At 61.1% G+C, this 17933-nt stretch carries 13 protein-coding genes and 1 tRNA gene; 9 read left to right on the forward strand and 5 right to left on the reverse strand.

Translation table 11 applies throughout. The features are described from left to right. Positions 1-12: 12 nt before the first annotated feature. Positions 13-1917, reverse strand: coding sequence for an AsmA family protein (locus ACPYOP_RS23395; RefSeq protein WP_481412666.1), 1905 nt, complete (start codon positions 1915-1917; stop codon positions 13-15). Positions 1918-2082: 165 nt separating this feature from the next. Here ACPYOP_RS23395 and ACPYOP_RS23400 point away from each other — a divergent pair, with 165 nt between their 5' ends. Continuing rightward, positions 2083-4035 (forward strand): acetoacetate--CoA ligase, encoded by a 1953-nt coding sequence (locus tag ACPYOP_RS23400; protein WP_481412667.1) that lies wholly within the window; start codon positions 2083-2085, stop codon positions 4033-4035. A gap of 355 nt (positions 4036-4390) precedes the next feature. After that, on the forward strand, positions 4391-6310 hold the full coding sequence (locus tag ACPYOP_RS23405) for a DEAD/DEAH box helicase (protein ID WP_481412668.1): 1920 nt from the start codon (positions 4391-4393) through the stop codon (positions 6308-6310). Positions 6311-6397: 87 nt separating this feature from the next. Here the strand turns inward: ACPYOP_RS23405 and ACPYOP_RS23410 are convergent, their stop codons facing one another. Beyond that, on the reverse strand, positions 6398-7420 hold the full coding sequence (locus tag ACPYOP_RS23410; protein WP_481412679.1) for a class I SAM-dependent methyltransferase: 1023 nt from the start codon (positions 7418-7420) through the stop codon (positions 6398-6400). Positions 7421-7781: 361 nt separating this feature from the next. Here ACPYOP_RS23410 and ACPYOP_RS23415 point away from each other — a divergent pair, with 361 nt between their 5' ends. From ACPYOP_RS23415 to ACPYOP_RS23425, 3 genes are all read left to right on the forward strand, one after another. After that, positions 7782-8594, forward strand: a complete 813-nt coding sequence (locus tag ACPYOP_RS23415; protein ID WP_481412669.1) for a chromate resistance protein ChrB domain-containing protein — start codon at positions 7782-7784, stop codon at positions 8592-8594. Continuing rightward, entirely contained in the window at positions 8591-10003 is a 1413-nt protein-coding gene (gene chrA, locus ACPYOP_RS23420; protein ID WP_481412670.1) for a chromate efflux transporter, read from the forward strand. The genes ACPYOP_RS23415 and chrA overlap by 4 nt, the downstream gene beginning before the upstream one ends. Positions 10004-10115: 112 nt before the next feature. Continuing rightward, positions 10116-10514, forward strand: a complete 399-nt coding sequence (locus ACPYOP_RS23425; protein ID WP_481412680.1) for a GFA family protein — start codon at positions 10116-10118, stop codon at positions 10512-10514. An 18-nt stretch (positions 10515-10532) separates the two neighbouring features. Here ACPYOP_RS23425 and ACPYOP_RS23430 read toward each other — a convergent pair whose 3' ends face one another. Further along, positions 10533-14180, reverse strand: a complete 3648-nt coding sequence (locus ACPYOP_RS23430) for an ATP-binding protein (protein WP_481412671.1) — start codon at positions 14178-14180, stop codon at positions 10533-10535. Between the two features lie 220 nt (positions 14181-14400). Here ACPYOP_RS23430 and ACPYOP_RS23435 point away from each other — a divergent pair, with 220 nt between their 5' ends. Together ACPYOP_RS23435 and ACPYOP_RS23440 are read left to right on the forward strand one after the other, a co-directional pair. After that, entirely contained in the window at positions 14401-14847 is a 447-nt protein-coding gene (locus tag ACPYOP_RS23435) for a phasin (protein WP_481412672.1), read from the forward strand. Positions 14848-15067: 220 nt separating this feature from the next. After that, positions 15068-15144, forward strand: a tRNA-His gene (locus ACPYOP_RS23440). Between the two features lie 51 nt (positions 15145-15195). Here ACPYOP_RS23440 and ACPYOP_RS23445 read toward each other — a convergent pair. After that, positions 15196-15342 (reverse strand): hypothetical protein, encoded by a 147-nt coding sequence (locus ACPYOP_RS23445; RefSeq protein WP_162943845.1) that lies wholly within the window; start codon positions 15340-15342, stop codon positions 15196-15198. 173 nt (positions 15343-15515) lie between these two features. On the opposite strand from ACPYOP_RS23445, the gene ACPYOP_RS23450 reads away from it, so the two are divergent. Then, positions 15516-15725 (forward strand): hypothetical protein, encoded by a 210-nt coding sequence (locus ACPYOP_RS23450; RefSeq protein WP_481412673.1) that lies wholly within the window; start codon positions 15516-15518, stop codon positions 15723-15725. A 54-nt stretch (positions 15726-15779) separates the two neighbouring features. Here ACPYOP_RS23450 and ACPYOP_RS23455 read toward each other — a convergent pair whose 3' ends face one another. Continuing rightward, a complete protein-coding gene (locus ACPYOP_RS23455; RefSeq protein WP_481412674.1) occupies positions 15780-16661 on the reverse strand; it encodes a LysR family transcriptional regulator in 882 nt (293 codons plus the stop codon). A gap of 126 nt (positions 16662-16787) precedes the next feature. Between ACPYOP_RS23455 and mmsA the strand changes: the two genes are divergently transcribed. Continuing rightward, the coding region (mmsA, locus tag ACPYOP_RS23460) for a CoA-acylating methylmalonate-semialdehyde dehydrogenase (RefSeq protein WP_481412675.1) at positions 16788-17933 on the forward strand (1146 nt) is incomplete at its 3' end.

Here is a 17933-nt window from a genome sequence, read left to right on the forward strand (position 1 = left end):
CAATCCTGGAGATTATTGCTGCTGCAGCGGCTGTGCCGGCTTCTGCAGCAGCGTCGCAACCGGAGACACGACCGGGTTTGGCCAGCTGCCTCCGATGAAGAAAGGCAGCATCGGCAATTCGTCCGCGTCCGAGGGCGATGTCGCTTCGATCGCGCCAGAAAGTGCCAGGCCATTGGTGCGGAAGGGAACGACACCGTTGAACGAGATCGTTTCATTGCGACCGGCGATCGAGGCATTCTTCACTTCAGCGGATCCCTTCGCAAAGCTTGCGTCGACATTGATGCTGTCGAAGTCGAAGGATGCGTCGGCGATGTCGCTCATCCGGAAAAAGGTTTTTTCGGCTGCAAGCGTCCGGAAGTCGGAAATGTCGAATTCGCGGAACGTGCCCGCCGACGAACTGAAATGCAGCGTGCCGGCCACATCGCTGAGCGTTGCAACCCAGATCGGCTTGGAGGTGCTGAGTGAGAGATCCAGCGAGCCCGACGACGGCATCGGCAGCGGGCCTATCAGCTTCAGGCGGGTGAAGAGACCGCCGAAATCCGCGTTTCGGATTGAAATCTGCAATTTGCCGCCGCCGTCGAAGTCTCCAGGGGCGACCTCCAGATGCGCGGTCAGCGAACCGCTCTCGAAGCCGCTGTCGCCGATATCGAACTTCGCCTTGCCGCCTGCCACCAGCAGGCTGGCACCGATATTTTCGAACTGGAAGGGACCGAGCGCCGCCTTGTTCGACGACAGGCGCATGTCGAGGTCGAGTCGCTGCAGCGGATTGCCGTTGAGCAACGCATCAATGGCGGTCTCGGCGGCAAGGCGCATGGAGAAGGCGGCCAGGAACGGATTGAGGTTCATCTGGTCGAAGGCGAGCGTGCCGGAAATCTTCGGCTTGCCTGCCGTCGTATAATTCAGATCCATGATGCCTGACGCCGTGGAATCATTGACCTTGAAACTGAGATTGTTGAAGCGCAGGCCTTTTTCGATCGCGGCAATATCGGCGCTGAGCGAAACATTCTTGAGGGCATCGGCGGCCGGCAGGTGTTGTCCGCTCCAGGCCAGGAACGAGGGCACATTCGGGACGCTGAGCTCCAGATTGCCCGCAAAGGCTGAAAAGTCAGACAGGCTCGTGACGCCGGAATAGGTCCCGCTGATCAGCGACGAGGCGAAGCTCGTCCTCGCGTCGACATTCTTGCCGGCGAAGAACAGCAGCGGCTGCGAGGAATCGAAATTAAGCTTGATGTCCTGGCCGTTGAAGCGCGCGAGGATGACGGCGGCCATCGCCTGCGAGAGCCGCGGCCATGAAATGTCGGCATTGACGCCATTCAGCCTATAGATGTTGCCGCTGCGCGCGTCGGTCATTTCGACGCTGCCATCCTCGATGGTCAGCATGCCGATGGCTGCATCCTGGTCCTTCCGCATCGATATGCCCTGGCCGGAAGAAGCTTCCGCCTGGGCGATCGCCTTGGAAAGACGTCCTTCATTCGTCCAATCGATCAGGCCGTTATCGTCACGGCGGATATAGAGGATCGGGCGCAGGAAATGAAATTCATGAAAGCGCGCATGGCCGCGAATGGCCGACCAGAGCGAGAAATCAGCGGAAAGACTGTCGACATGCCCCAGAACCTTGCCGTTTCGCGTCGGCTCGCGGATGGTCACGCCGTTGAGCGTGACGCGCGCCGTCGGCCAGAATTCCAGCGTCGGATCGCCGTCGATCTGGGCCCGGTATCCCGTCCATTCCGACAGCGCCTTCTCTATGCCGGAACGCACCAGCCCGCTGGAAATCAGGAAAGGCGCGGTCGCTCTGAAGACAGCGAACACAATGAGAATCGTGAGAAGAATAATGCCGGTCGTGCGGACGACGGCAGGCAGCCAGCGAGAAGCCGATCGCATCGTCAACCACCATTTATTGTTTTTCGAAGCTCTCATGATCCCGTGGGGACTCGCGAACTGATAGGGATAATCTGCCTGCGTTTGCCGGATATAGGAAATGTTTGTCGGATGCAAACATCACACACTGGCAATACCCGCAGCACCGTGATTTTATAATGCGCTGCAGCATCGCTATAAAGAGCAAAAAGCGGGAGGAGAAATATGCAGGATCAGCAGCCGCTCTGGACGCCGTCGGAGGAGTTTCGTCGCCAGAGCCCGATGTTTGTCTTCATTGAGCAATGCAACCGGCGTTTTGGCCTTTCGATGTCGGATTTTCCCGGGCTTCACGCCTGGTCCATCGCCGAGCGCGAAAGCTTCTGGACCGAAGTCTGGGATTTCTGCGGCCTGAAGGGCAAGCGCGGGGAGAGGGCGCTGATCAACGGCGACCTTATGCTCGAGGCGCGCTTCTTTCCCGATGCCGAGCTGAATTTCGCCGAAAACCTGCTGTCGAAGAGCGGCGAGGGCGTTGCGCTGGTGTTCTGGGGCGAGGATAAGGTGCGTGATCGCTGGTCGTGGGACCGGCTGGCCTCGATGGTATCGCGCCTGCAGCAGGCCTATCGTGCCCTGGGCATCGGCAAGGGAGATCGCGTGGCGGCCATGATGCCGAACATGCCCGAAACCATCGCCTGCATGCTGGCGGCCGCATCGATCGGCGCCATCTGGTCTTCCTGTTCTCCGGATTTCGGCGAGCAGGGCGTCATGGATCGTTTCGGCCAGATCGAGCCGAAGCTCTTCATCGCCTGCAGCGGCTATTGGTATGGCGGCAAGCTGCAGGACGTCACCGCGAAGGTAAGCGCCATCGCACAGCGCCTGAATGCGCCTACTGTCATCGTGCCCTATGCCGGCAGTGCCGAGGCGGTCGTGGCGGCCACCCCGAATGCCCGAACTCTTGATGATCTGGTCACGCCTTTCGCGGCGAAATCGGTCGAGTTCGAGCCCGTATCCTTCTCCCATCCGCTGTTCATCCTGTTTTCCTCCGGCACGACGGGCGTTCCGAAATGCATCGTGCATTCCACCGGCGGTGCCTTGCTGCAGCTGATCAAGGAGCACCGCCTGCATTGCGGCGTCGTGCCCGGCGAAAAGGTCTTCTACTTCACCACTTGCGGCTGGATGATGTGGAACTGGCTGGTGACGGGCCTTGCCGCCGGTGCGACGCTCTGCCTTTACGATGGATCGCCCTTCGCGCCCGATGGCAACATCCTGTTCGACTATGCGCAGGAAGAGAAATTCGCCGTCTTCGGCACGTCTGCCAAATATATCGACGCGGTTCACAAGAGCGGCCTGACGCCGAAGACCTCCCACGACCTTTCGAGCCTGAGGCTGATGACCTCCACCGGCTCGCCGCTGTCGCCCGAGGGCTTCACCTTCGTCTATGAGGGTATCAAGGACGATATCCAGCTGGCCTCGATTTCCGGCGGCACCGATATCGTCTCCTGCTTCGTACTTGGCAATCCGCTGCAGCCAGTCTGGCGCGGCGAGATCCAGGGGGCGGGTCTCGGCCTTGCTGTCGATGTCTGGAACGACGAGGGCAAGCCGGTGCGCCGCGAGAAGGGCGAACTCGTCTGCACCAAGGCCTTCCCTTCCATGCCGGTCATGTTCTGGAACGATCCGGATCGCGCCAAATATCGCGCGGCCTATTTCGAGCGCTTCGACAATATCTGGTGCCACGGCGATTTCGCCGAATGGACAGAGCATAGCGGCCTCATCATCCATGGCCGCTCGGATGCGACGCTCAATCCTGGCGGCGTGCGCATCGGCACCGCCGAGATCTACAATCAGGTCGAGCAGATCCCCGAGGTTCTGGAAGCGCTCTGCATTGGCCAGGATTGGGACGACGATGTCCGCGTCGTGCTCTTCGTCCGTCTTGCCGCGGGCGTTTCCCTGACGGAGGATCTCGTCAAGGTGATGAAGACCCGTATCCGCACCGGCGCTTCGCCGCGTCACGTGCCAGCCAAGATCATCGCCGTTACGGATATTCCGCGCACGAAATCCGGCAAGATCGTCGAGCTTGCGGTGCGTGAGGTGGTGCATGGCCGGCCTGTCAAGAACAAGGAGGCGCTCGCCAATCCGGAGGCGCTGGATCTCTTTGCAGGGCTGGAAGAGCTTAAAAGCTGAGGCCGTCCCTAAAACTGAGGGGCAAACGATGACCCCTCTTTGGTAACCCCGCGTTAAGAAAGCTTGGTCAAAGGTAAAGGCCAACTTGAGACCGTTCGCATGAGCTGGAGCGGATTGGAGCCGGCCTCGGCTCCCGAGACATGAAGTTCACCGACTCGAGCTTGCTTTCGACAGCATCAACTTCAAAGGCAGCGCGGTTCGCTGCCTTTTTTTCGTTTCACCTCGCGTGAAAGCGCGTCTGCTCTGTACATCGGCTTGCCGAACAAGTATGTGCACGCCTGAAGAAGAGGTTCGCGACGTGCGAACCACGATGATCGCCGCCCGCTGGCGTGCGAAGAATTCCGATGGATAGATGATGACTGAATTCGAAGGCATCGCTCCTGCGATTGCCGAGGCTTTGTCGAAGCGTGGTTATGAAACGCTGACGCCGGTGCAGAAGGCCATGCTGGATCCCGGCCTTGCCGGGAAGGATGCCCTTGTCTCGGCCCAGACCGGTTCGGGCAAGACGGTTGCCTTCGGCTTGGCGCTGGCGCCGAGCCTGCTCGATGGTGCCGAACGCTTCGGCCGCGCCGGCGCTCCCCTGGCGCTGGCGATCGCGCCGACCCGCGAACTGGCGCTGCAGGTCCAGCGCGAGCTGGAATGGCTCTACGGCCTGACGGGGGCGACGATCGCCTCCTGCGTCGGCGGCATGGACATGCGCACGGAACGGCGGACGCTGGAGCGTGGCGCCCATATCGTCGTCGGCACGCCCGGTCGCCTCTGCGATCACATTCGCCGCAACTCGCTCGACATATCCGAACTGCGCGCCGTCGTGCTCGACGAAGCCGACGAAATGCTCGATCTCGGTTTCCGCGAGGATCTGGAATTCATTCTGGAAGCCGCGCCGTCCGAGCGCCGTACCCTGATGTTTTCCGCAACCGTGCCGCGCTCGATCGCCAAGCTTGCCGAAAACTACCAGCGCGATGCCGTTCGCATCGCCACCGCTTCCGAAGCCAAGCAGCATGTTGATATCGATTATCGCGCGCTGACCGTGGTTCCGAGCGACAGGGAAAACGCCATCATCAACGTGCTGCGCTACTATGAAGCGCGCAACGCCATCGTCTTCTGCTCGACGCGTGCCGCCGTCAATCACCTGACGGCGCGGTTCAACAATCGCGGCTTTTCGGTCGTTGCTCTCTCAGGCGAGCTCAGCCAGAACGAGCGCACGCACGCCCTGCAGGCCATGCGCGACGGCCGCGCCCGCGTCTGCATCGCCACCGACGTCGCCGCCCGCGGCATCGATCTGCCGGGACTGGAACTGGTCATTCATGCCGATCTGCCGACCAATCCGGATACGCTGCTGCATCGCAGCGGCCGCACCGGTCGCGCCGGCAACAAGGGCGTCAGCGCCCTCATCGTACCGCTCAGCGCCCGCCGTCGCACCGAACGCCTGCTGGAAGCGGCGCGTATCCGCGCCACCTGGGCAAAGCCGCCGTCGGCCGACGAAGTGAGCCAGCGCGACGATGAGCGTCTTCTCGCCGATCCGGTCTTTGCCGGGCCGCTTGCCGAAGACGAGCAGGGAATCGTGCAGCAGCTGCTGGAGCGCCATGGCGCCGAGCAGGTTGCCGCCGCATTCCTGCGGCAATACCGCGCAGGCCACTCCGCGCCGGAGGAACTGCAGGACGTGCCGGCCGAAGGCGAGCGCAAGAAGCCCCGACGCGACGATTTCCCGGTTACGCCTCGCGATGAGGGCTCCTCCGCGGGACGGAACGACTTTACCGATGGTGTATGGGTATCGCTTTCCGTGGGACGCAAGCAGAATGCCGAGCCGCGCTGGCTTATCCCCATGCTTTGCCGCAACGGTAACCTGACCAAGCGCGACATTGGCGCCATTAAGATGCAGCCCGAGGAAACCTTCGTCGAGCTTGCGCCTGAAGGTGCCGAGCGCTTCCTCTCGGCCATCGGCCCGGACAAGACGCTCGAGCGCGGCATCCGCGTCAAGCAGCTCGCCGGCATGCCGGATTTCCAGGCCAAGCGCGAAGGCGGCTTTGCAAAGAAGAAGCCCTTCGCCGACAAGGGTTCGCGTTCGAACGACGCCCCCAAGCCGAAATGGAAATCCGATCGCAAGCCGGAACGGGCGCATGCGGGTGAGGGCAGTGTTTCCGAACGCTCGGACAAGAAGCCTTGGGCCAAGAAGCCCGGCAAGCCGAATTTCGCCAAGAAGGACGGCGGCCCGCCAGCAGGCAAACCGAATTCGAGGGCCAAGCGCAAGGCTACGCGGGCTCAGGGGGATTAATTTCTGTCACCGGGCTCAAGGGGGCGGCAGCCCCTTGTCGCCATCTCCGCATCTCCCGGCAAGAGGAGACCGGTATTCCGGGTGCCGCTACTCGAAGAATATCAAGCTCGCCGGCGATGGTGGTAATGGCTTTACCCTCACGTTTTGAAAACCGGCACGCCTAGCCATCTCGGCCAGATCCTTCTGCGTGTAGGCCTCGCCCCTTGGCGTGCTGGCCAGCATTTCCCACGAGAACGCGGCTGGGAAGGGCGGCGAGACGAGATCGTCGTTCGGCACGAAGTCCACAGCAACCACCTTGCCGCCGGCGCTCAGGCTTGTCCGGCTCTTCCTAAGCAATCCGGCGCAGGTTTCCAGGTCGAAGTGATGCAGGAAGTTCGGCAGCAGGATAAGATCATAGTCCGTGCCCCAGTCGACTTCGAATGCGCTGCCGGGAATGACCTTGTAGTGTTCGGCGACGCCAAATTGCTGCGCATTATGTTTGGCCAATTCCAGAACGGAGCCCCAATCGACCGCAACGATCTCGGCCGAAGGAAAAGCCTTCGCCATCTCGATCCCGAAAAGCCCATGCCCTGCGGCGATATCAAGTATCTTCCTTGGCTGCATGGGCAAGTTGGCCATTTCGGCGGCGAGGCTGATCGCGCTGCCGCCCGTGAACGAGCCCATGCCGCGAGCAAATTTCACCCACACCGGATTGTCCGGAGACATGTTTGCCAATCCAACGGATCCGCCGTTGCGGACATAGGAGGTCGGATCGTCCAGGATCTGCTTGAGGATTTCCGGCGCGGCCAGGAATTCGATGGCCGCGCCCATATAGGCTGGTGAACGCCGGTCGAGGAAGGCTCGGCTGGATGGGGTCAGAGCATATTGATCGCCTGCTTTCGTGAGAAAGCCGTTCACAACGAGATAGTCGCACAGAATGCGCACGCCTCGTTCGGCTGCATTTGTTGCGGCTGCCAAGGATGCTGCATTGCTGCCGTCACCAATCAAGGTAAAAAGATCGAGTTCTATAGCGGCTACGATGGCGGCCGTCTTTCGGCACGCAAACATCGCATCGACCACTAGATTGGGCGAAACTTCGCCCACGCCTGCTTCTACAGTCGCCGATGACATTGGATCCCCCTTTATATGTCCAATAACCGACCGGAATAGTCGGTCGCAACGATGAACTATCTCACAAAAGGCGACCGAGTTTAAGTTTGTCATCGCTAATGCTGAAGCGATACATCGAACATTCCTGGCCAGCAGTGCGGGCGAAGTCATGCGTCAGCGGTTGCGGCGCTTGGTTGCCCTGCCTGAGGGCGCAGATGCTGAACAGCATCGAGGCCGCCAGGATATGGATGCAGAGACTTTGATGAACCGGCTTGACATTTGCAGCACGTCAAGCAGATGATTATCCATGGGGTTGCGATCACCCCACGAGGCTACGGCTGAAGAATCGCGTCCTGGAACCCGAGCCAACGGAGGACGCGCTATGCCGTCATTTCTGGAAATTACACCCGACAAGCTGAACCGTATTATCGGCACGCCCAACCTGCCGACGATCATCGACGTCCGCATTGACGAGGATTTCGCTGCCGATCCGCGTCTTATTCCTGGCTCGATGCGTCGTGACTATCGAACGGTCACCGACTGGGCGAACGAACTGGCTGGGCCAGCCATCGTCCTCTGTCAGAAAGGACAGAAACTCGCTCACGGCGTTGCCGCCTATCTCCGTATCTCCGGAAAGGAGGCGGAGGTCCTCGAAGGCGGTTTCGAGGCATGGCGGAGCGCCAAAGGCGCGCTGATCCCCGAGGAGACGCTACCCCCTCGCGATGACAAGGGGCGGACCGTATGGGTAACAAGGGCACGACCGAAGATCGATCGCATCGCTTGCCCATGGCTGATCCGGCGCTTCGTCGATCCGTCAGCGATCTTCCTGTTCGTTCCGGCGATCGAAGTTTCGGCTGTCGCTGACCGCTTCAAGGCAACGCCATTCGATATCGAGGATGTCTTCTGGAGCCATCGCGGCGAGCTGTGCACCTTCGATGTCATGGTCGAAGAGTTCGGCCTCAGCACCGAGCCCCTTCTTCACCTTGCGACCATCGTTCGTGGCGCTGACACAGCTCGGCCCGAATTGGCACCTGAAGCATCCGGCCTGCTTGCTGCTTCGCTCGGGCTTTCGCGGATGTTCAACGACGACTTGGAGCAATTGGAAGCCGGCATGATATTGTATGATGCCTTCTATCGTTGGTGCCGCGACGCGACGGAAGAGACACATAATTGGCCTAACCCGAGGAAGGTATGAGTGACATGACCGACCTCATAAAGAACACGGCCGCGCGGCCAAGCGCGGCTGAACAGGATATCGTTCCCCTCGGCGAAGCCATAAAGGTCTGGACCCGCGTAGCCGCCCTAAGCTTCGGCGGACCGGCTGGGCAAATCGCCGTCATGCACCGCATCGTCGTTGACGAGAAGAAATGGGTAGGAGAGCATAGGTTCCTTCATGCTCTGAACTACTGCATGTTGCTGCCGGGTCCCGAAGCCCATCAGCTTGCCATCTACATCGGCTGGCTGCTGAACAGGACCCTGGGCGGCATGATCGCGGGCATTCTGTTCGTTCTGCCAGGCTTTCTCGCGATCCTCGCACTCAGTTACGTCTACGTCTTGTTCGGGAACGTGACGTTCATTGAAGGGTTGTTCTTCGGGCTTAAATGCGCCGTGCTCGCGGTCGTAATCCAGGCCGTCTTCCGCATCGGTAGCCGAGCCCTCAAAAGCAGGGCTATGGTTGCATTGGCAGCCGTTGCTTTCGTCGCAATCTTTTTGCTGCACATTCCGTTTCCGTTGATCATCATTGGGGCAGGACTTATCGGTTACCTCGCCGCCCGCGGAGGGATCGCGGCCTTCAAGGTAGGCGGCGGGCACAAGTCCGGCTCTGGGGCAATCCTGGAGGATAGGGATTCTGTTCTTGGTGAGGAGATCCCCTTGCATGCTCGGCCAAACCTCATCTGGTCTTTGAAGATCTCGGGTGCGCTGCTGGCCGCATGGCTCACGCCCGTCGCAGCTCTCCTGATTACGCTCGGTCCCGACAACGTCTTTTCCAAAATCGGAATATTCTTCAGCGAGATGGCAATCGTAACCTTCGGGGGCGCCTATGCCGTGCTGGCATATGTCGCACAGGAGGCGGTACAGCAGTTGGGCTGGCTGCGGCCGGGCGAGATGCTGGATGGTCTGGGAATGGCGGAAACGACCCCTGGACCGCTGATCATGGTCACGCAGTTCGTTGGGTTTCTGGCGGGTTATCGTAATCCCGGCACCCTCGGGCCTCTTGCGGCGGCAACTTTTGCCGCCGTGCTGACAACATGGGTCACGTTCCTGCCGAGCTTCCTTTGGATTTTCGCGGGCGCACCGTTCATCGAGAAGATGCGCGGGAATGTTGCGCTGACCGGTGCCATGTCAGCGATAACGGCGGCTGTGGTCGGCGTCATCCTGAACCTCGCGATTTGGTTCGGGCTTCATGTGCTGTTCGGTAAGACCACAAGCTTCACGTATGGCTCGTGGACGATGGATGTGCCCGTTCTGCTCTCGCTTTCATTGCCCTCGCTGGTGCTGACCTTGCTTGCCGCCATCGCCATCTTTCGCCTGAAGATGTCGGTGATATCGACCCTATTGGCATCTGCCGCTTTGGGCGTTGGCTGGACTGTATTCGTTTCCTAACGGAATCGGTGTTTTTGCCATGATACCGTCCCTTCAAATGAAGGTTGAAGGTTCGTCTCCCCTTGGGCAGAATACCGCCTTCGGCCAGGTAGCGGAATGGAGCGGCGTACCCATGCTGATCGGCTCATGTCATTGCGGCAAGGCAGGTTGGACCCTCAAGGGCGATCCAGGCTCGATCACGGCCTGCAATTGCACGCTCTGCCGGCGTTACGGAGCCCTATGGGCCTATGATTACGAAGGGGAGCGGATTTCCGTCACCGGGCAGACCGCTTCCTATACCCGCGCGGAGAAGCAGCCGTCCCTCGAAATATTGTTCTGCCCGTCCTGCGCCTGCGTCTTGAGCTGGCGGGGCCTGCGGCTTCAGCATGATGGCCGCCGCCGCATGACGGTCAACCTGCGGCTGGCGCCACCGGATCTCGTCGCAGACCTGCCGATCGATCATTTTGATGGCCTGCACACATTCGAAGACCTTCCTTCTGACGGCCGATGCGTGCGCGATCTCTGGTTTTGACAGCGAGTCGGGATTGTCTCAGTTCGCCAGCACCCGCTGCGACGGGAAGGTGATCTCGACCAGCGTGCCTTCGTTCGGGGCCGAGTTGATCGAGAAGGTCGCCCTGTTAGCGTCGACCATGGCCTTGGTCAGCGGCAGGCCGAGGCCGGTGCCGTCACCGCGCTTGCGGGCATTGGTGGCCACCTGGCGGAAGGGTTTCATCGCTTGCTCAAGCTCCGAGCGCGTCATGCCGACACCGGTATCCCTGATCCGCATCACGACGCTGCCATTGCCTTCATAGGCAGTCGACACCACGATCTGGCCACCCGACGGCGTGAAGCGGATGGCGTTGGAGAGGATGTTGAGCGCGATCTGCTTGATCGAACGCAGATCGGCAACGACATTCGGCACGGATTGCGACAGTGCCGTGCGGATGATGACGCGCTGGCTGTTGGCCTGCGGCTGCACCAGCGACACCGCCTCGGTGATCGCCTCGTTGAGGCCGACGGCGGCGAAATCCAGGTCCATCTCGCCGGCTTCGATCTTGGAGATATCGAGGAGATCGTTGACGATGTCGAGCACATGGCGGCCGGAGCGGCCGATATCCGTCGCATATTCGACGTAGCGCGAATGGCCGATCGGCCCGAAGCGCTCGCCGGCCATCATGTCGGAAAAGCCGATGATGGCGTTGAGCGGCGTGCGGATTTCATGGCTGACGCGGGCAAGGAAGTCCGTCTTGTGGGCATTGGCGGTTTCGGCGGCGCGCTTGGCATTGCGCAGCTCCTCTTCGGTGCGCTTCCATTGGGTGATGTCGCGGATGACGGCGCAGTAGCCGTTCGAGGAATTCAGCCGGCCCATGGTCATGAAGAGCGGCACGAAACCGCCGGACGCCTCGCGGCCGATCACTTCGCGGCCGTCATTGAGCACGCTGGCGACGCCATGGCCTGAAAGGCCGCCGAGATAATCGAGCACCGCCTTCTGGCTTTCGTGGGCAAACAGCATGACGAAGGGTTTGCCGCGCGTTTCCTGGTCATCGTAATTGAAGAGGGCGCTTGCCGACCGGTTCATCGAGCGGATCTCGCCCTCCTGGCCGATGATGATCACGCCATCCGTTGCCGTCTCCAGCGTCGAGCGCAGCTCCTCGATCTCCACCTGCAGCTTCGCGACCTTCTCGACGATGCGATCCGGGCGTGCTTCCTCGGGAACGGGCGGCGGCGGTGCCAGCGGCTCGCTTCTTTCCACCAGCATCAGCGCCAGCATCAATGCCGTGCCGTCTTCCCAGCGGATCGACTGCAGCCGCGCCGTGACCGGCACCAGCGCGTCGTCGGCGCGCACGACCATCATCGTGCCGGGCTGTTCGGTCTTGCCTTCCAGGTCGTTGCGCTGTAGCAGCGCGTCCAGTCCGCCGATCTGCTCGAGATCGTCGAGGTTCTCATAGCCGGTCAGCCGCAGGAATTCAGGATTGCCGTGGATCAGGCGATCGCCGGCATGGATAAGGATCGCAAGCGGCAGCTGATCGACAATCTCGGAAGACAGGCCCGTGCGCATCTTCACGCGCGGCGGAATAGCGGTGTTCAGGACGTCAAGCGGATCGAAATCCTCCTCCGGCTCGGCGGAAGCGGCCGGACTTTCGGTATGAGCGCGGTCGCCCGTTCCCACGCTGTCGCCTTCCGTGGCCTCGACCAGCTTCTCGACCGGTTCGGATGCATCCTCTTCAGCGACTGGAGCCGCTGTCGGTTCGTCCTGGGCGTGGTCGCTTCCCTCGGTCGGTTCCGCCATATCGGACAGGATCTCGTCGGCCGCATTCGGCTGCGGGGCGGCACCGGCATCGTCCCCGTGCCGCTCGTCGTGCGGTTGCTCCGTGGGCGGTTCCGTGCGCTTGCCAAAGGGCTCGAGCTGTCGCGCGATCTCTCGGAAGGCAGCCTGCTCGCTCAGCGAAAGACCGGCCTGCGTCAAAGTCCGGCGTTCGTGCAGGCGAACCACCTTGTCCGATTCGCGCCGGTTCGGCGTTTCGGAGATCCGCAGGACAGGCGGTTCGTGGTGCTCGGCGGCAACATCTTCCGCCGCGTCCTGCGCCGAACTCTCCACCTCTTCCATCGGCCCCGGAATCTCGGGCTCGGGAGCCTGCAGCTCCTCCGAAACCACCTCCGCTTCCGCTGACGAATCGGCGGTGGGTGCCGTGTCCTGCGCGTCCTGTTGACCCAGATCCATACCGCGTTTCACCGGGTCGTCGATCACGTCTGCAATGCGCACGACGCCAAAGCCCCGGAAACCGTCGAATTCGCGGCTGCGCGTATAGGTCGGCAGGGCGGCGAGATCGACCGGTACCATCAGGCTCGTGCCTTCCACCGGCCAATAGATCGTCCGGCCCGACCATGTGTCGCGCCGCGCGAGCAATTCCGTGATCTTGCGGTCCGGGTCGAGATTAAACCGCTGGGCGACATCGGCGAAGGCCGCGCCCGCGATCTGGGCTGCATGGGGACCAACCGCATCGGCGAATTCTCGGGAAACTTCGCTGAAACGGCCCGCCGCATCGATTTTCCACACGAAACGCGTGGCGCGCCCGTTGCGCTGGAAGGCGAAGCCTTCGGCAGGGTAATCTTCGTCGTTGGAGCTTTCCGATAAAGGCTGCTCAACACGCGCTTCCGCTGGAGCATCCTTGGCAGGCTCTTCGTCGCTGACTGCGGCTTGTTCCTGCGGCTTCCCGCCATGAAGGGCGGCTTCGTCATTCGCGTCGTTTGCGCCATTGGTCAACACCGGTGCGTGCGCATCTTTGCCCGCGCTTTCCGCATGCGCCGCCGCTTCCTGCTGCTCGTCGGCGCGATATTCCGACGGCTCGTCCAGTTCCTCGATATCGGCCACGGCCTCGATGACATCGCCGAAGGGCGCGTCCTCGGCTGGCTTTGCGGTCTCATCCGCCGCCTCGAGCTCCTCGCGCACCCCTTCCGTCTGCGGTTCAGCCACGGCAGATACGGTCGAGCCTGCCTTTTCGGTGCGGTCCTCCGCTGAATCGAGGCGGCCCATCGCGGCCTCGACCACGAACAGGAGATGCAGGGCCGGAACTTCCGACAGCTTGCCGATGGCGGCGGGCAAATAGCCATGACCGGTCGAGATCGGCCGCTTGATCAGCCGGTCCGGCTGGGCGCCGGCCATGGTCGTCAGCATCCGCGCCGTCTGCGGCGTCACGCCGAGCGTACTGAAACCAGCGGATGCGGCGATGACGTCGCCGTCGCGGCCGATGACGGCCATGTGCGTATCGGGATCGTCGAACCCGTCGATCATGCGCCTGGCGCATTCGGCCGATGCCAGCGGCTTCGATGAGACCGGAGAAGAAAACAGCACCGCCTCTTCGCCGGCCTGGATACGGATGATCTCGACGGCCGCATTGACCACTGCCCGCTGGAAGCCCGAGGCCATGCGGATCAGGAATGTGCGCTGCTGGCCGACCGCGCCGAGGCCGCGCGCCGTTGCCTCGATCTGGCGGAACGAGACGTCGCCGGATTTCGGCCCTTGTTCGACAAAATCATAGATAGCGTCATAGCCGAAGAGGTTGGCACCGGCGCCATTGGCCCAGAGGACGCGGTCCATGCCGGTCGAGAACATGACCATGGCTTCACCGCGTGCGAAACGCTCCCGAACGCGGGGATGCACGGCAATGTCAATGAACGGATATTGAATTGCGGGCATTTTCCAACCTGTTTTGCGGGCGTGATCGCCTCTCTTGCTTTAATGGTTTATTAATAACGGCGCCCCGCTTTTCGGTCCAGCGAAGGCCCCATTTTTCGGCCGGAAAGGTTAACGCCTTGTGCGATGCACAAAATATATTGCACTGCACAATTTTTTATATTATATAAGCCTCACACAGGTTCACGGGCGCCTCAGAGAGGGCCTTTTTAGGAGCATTATCATGGCTACTGTAAAGAAAGACGACGTTTTTTCAACGGCTGCATTCGATCCGTCCAAGTTCTCCGAAACCTTCCGCGACTTCGCTGAAAAGGGCGCTGCCCAGTCCAAGGACGCCTTCGCAAAGCTGAAGGCTGCTACCGAGGAAGCCGGCAAGACGGTTGAAGCAACCGTGCAGACCGCACAGGCTGGCTCTGTGGAAATCGGCCTCAAGGCAATCGACGTTCTGCGCACCAATGCCGAAAGCTCGCTCGCCCACATGGAAGCCCTGCTTCGCGTCAAGTCCGTTGCCGAACTCTTCGAACTTCAGACCGCCTTCATCCGCAAGCAGGCCGAAGTCACCGTCGAGCAGGCCAAGTCCATTCAGGACACGACCAAGAAGGTTGCCGAGAAGCTGGCAAAGCCCGCCAAGGACGCCGCCGAAAAGGCAATGTCCTCCTTCAAGGCCTGATCATTTCCGATAAGCCTCCCAAGGCGCGAACGTCCCGTTCCCAGGTGAAAACCTGGGGCGGGACTTTTTATTTCGGCAGCCGGATGGGTTTTGCTTCGACGAATGTTGGCGCATCATCGTCTGGATATCTTCGAAGCTTTTTCATATTGCGGGGAGATAGGACTTGAAATAATTTTAAAGTCCTCGTATGTCACCCCCGTTCGCGGCGACGCGAGCATGTGCGGTTGTAGCTCAGTTGGTTAGAGCGCAGGTTTGTGGCACCTGAGGTCGGAGGTTCGAGACCCCCCAACCGTACCATTCTTTCCCCACGGTCATCTTATGCACAGCTGACCCTTCAGCCACAGAAACCTATTTCTTGTCTTCCGGCTTCTTCGACACGTGGCCTGGCGATATCGGGTCGCTTGCGGGAAAGGTCTCTTCCAGCGCTTCCTCCAGGTAATCGTCCTGTTCCTTGCGCTCTTTCTCGCTCAATTTCTGCTGTTTCTTGTCGTTCATCGTCCTGGCTCCCTGATCTCTGTCTGAAATACTAGGCCTTGCCTGGTCTTTGTCCAGCAGCAAGGGCATGCAGCCGGATGTGGAGGGCCTGGGCAAATGCAGAAATTTATCTTGGAACCGTCCCTATCGCTCGTCGTTGTGTTCTTATCGGCAACGAGACGAAAGGAGCGGGCATGTCTGTACCGAACGAGCCGATCCCCGAGTCGCCCCCGATACCGGAGCCGGGCTGGATGCCGAAGCCGCCGGTCGAAGAGCCGGAACCCGACAGACTGCCGGATGAGATTCCCGTTCCCAACCCGGATGAGAACGAGGAGCCGCCCAAGCATGCAGCGGCTCCGGTGCTGCCACATGCGCCGTCATGGTGGACCAGCTTGATGCCATGAGGTTTGCGGGAGCAAGGCGCTCCGAGTCATGGGCGCGATTCCGCAAACTCCGCATCACAAGAACATTCTCCGCTCTTCGCTCACCAGTTCCTGCAGGAAATCCGCGACGGTGCGCACGCGCACGAGGTCGCGGGCGCTTTCATGATAGGTCGTCCAGTAGGCCCGCTTGATGGAGACATCGGGCAGGATGCGGGTGAGCTCCGGAAATTGCCTGGCGATATAATCGTGCAGGATGCCGATACCGGCGCCGGAGCGAACCGCTTCCGTCTGGCCGATGGCTGTGGAGATTTCGAAGGAAGCGTCCCAGCTGCGCATGATCTCGCCTGAGAAATTCAATGATGCGGTGAAGATCAGGTCTTCGACATAACCGATGCGAGGATGCAGCTTCAGCGCTTCGACGCTGTCGGGCAATCCGGCCTGCGCCAGATAGGCTTTCGAGGCGTAGAGGCCAAGCGTGTAGTCCGTCAGCTTGGACGAGACCAGCCGACCCTGCTCCGGGCGCTCCAGCGTGATTGCGATATCGGCCTCGCGCTGTGACAGCGAAAAAGAGCGGGGAACGGGCACGAGCTGGATGCGCAGCTCCGGATAACGCGCAATCAGCCGCCCGAGCCGCGGCGCGAGGAAGGACACGCCGAAACCGTCGGGCGCGCCGATCCGCACCGTGCCTGTTATGGCGCTGTCGAGATGGCCGACGCTCGCCTGCGCGCGCAGCATCTCGGTTTCCATGCGCTCCGCCGCGTGCAGAAAAATCTCGCCCTCCGCAGTCAGGTCGCAGCCATTGGTGCGGCGCACCAGCAACCGCGTCTTCAGCCGTTCTTCCAGCGTCGTCACGCGCCGCGAGAGGGTCGCATGGTTGACCCCCAGCCGCTTCGAGGCCGCCAGGATCTGCCCGGTTCGCGCCACGGCGAGAAACATGCGGACGTCATCCCAATCCATTCACATATCCAATTTGCACATCCAGGGCTTTAATTTTTGCACAACGGTTGCTTATAACAGCTCATTGATTTGTGCAAATTGAAGTGCGATCCTGTCACCATCGAAGAAAAACGAGGAGGCACATCCATGCGTGAGATCGGTCATTTCATCGGCGGCAAGCACGTCGCCGGCACGAGCGGGCGCATCAGCAAGGTCTATAACCCGGCAACCGGCGAAATGCAGGCGACCGTCGCGCTCGCCAGCGTCGAGGAAATCCGCGCCGCGGTTGAAAATGCCAAGGCCGCGCAGCCGAAATGGGCGGCCACCAATCCGCAGCGCCGCGCCCGCGTCTTCTTCAAGTTCGTCGAGCTTCTGAACAAGAACATGGATGAGCTTGCCACCTTGCTCTCCAAGGAGCACGGCAAAACGGTCGAAGATTCCAAGGGTGACGTCATTCGCGGCCTCGAAGTTTGCGAATTCGTCTGCGGCATCCCGCACCTGCAGAAGGGTGAGTTCACCGAAGGCGCAGGCCCGGCGATCGACATGTACTCCATCCGCCAGCCGGTCGGCATCGGCGCCGGCATTACGCCGTTCAATTTCCCGGCGATGATCCCGATGTGGATGTTTGCCCCGGCGATCGCCTGCGGCAACGCCTTCATCCTGAAGCCGTCCGAACGCGATCCGTCCGTGCCGCTCCGCCTCGCCGAATTGATGATCGAAGCCGGCCTGCCGGCAGGCATCCTCAACGTCGTCAACGGCGACAAGGCCGCCGTCGACGCCATCCTGACCGATCCGGATATCGCCGCTGTTTCCTTTGTCGGCTCCACGCCGATCGCCCGCTACGTCTATGGCACGGCTGCCATGAACGGCAAGCGCGCCCAGTGCTTCGGCGGCGCCAAGAACCACATGATCATCATGCCCGACGCCGACATGGACCAGGCCGTCAATGCGCTGATGGGCGCCGGCTACGGTTCGGCCGGCGAGCGCTGCATGGCGGTATCGGTCGCGGTGCCGGTCGGTGAAGAGACGGCGAACCGCCTCGTCGAGAAGCTGGTGCCGAAGATCGAATCCCTGCGCATCGGTCCCTATACCGACGACAAGGCCGATCTCGGCCCGCTCGTTACCAAGGATGCCTATAACCGCGTCAACGGCCTGATCGATCGCGGCGTCGAAGAAGGCGCCAAGCTGGTCGTCGACGGCCGCGGCTTCAAGCTGCAGGGCTATGAAGACGGCTATTTCGTCGGCGGCACGCTGTTCGACCACGTCAAGCCAGAGATGGACATCTACAAGACC

This window comes from Rhizobium sp. KNZ2-6A (assembly GCF_056755475.1).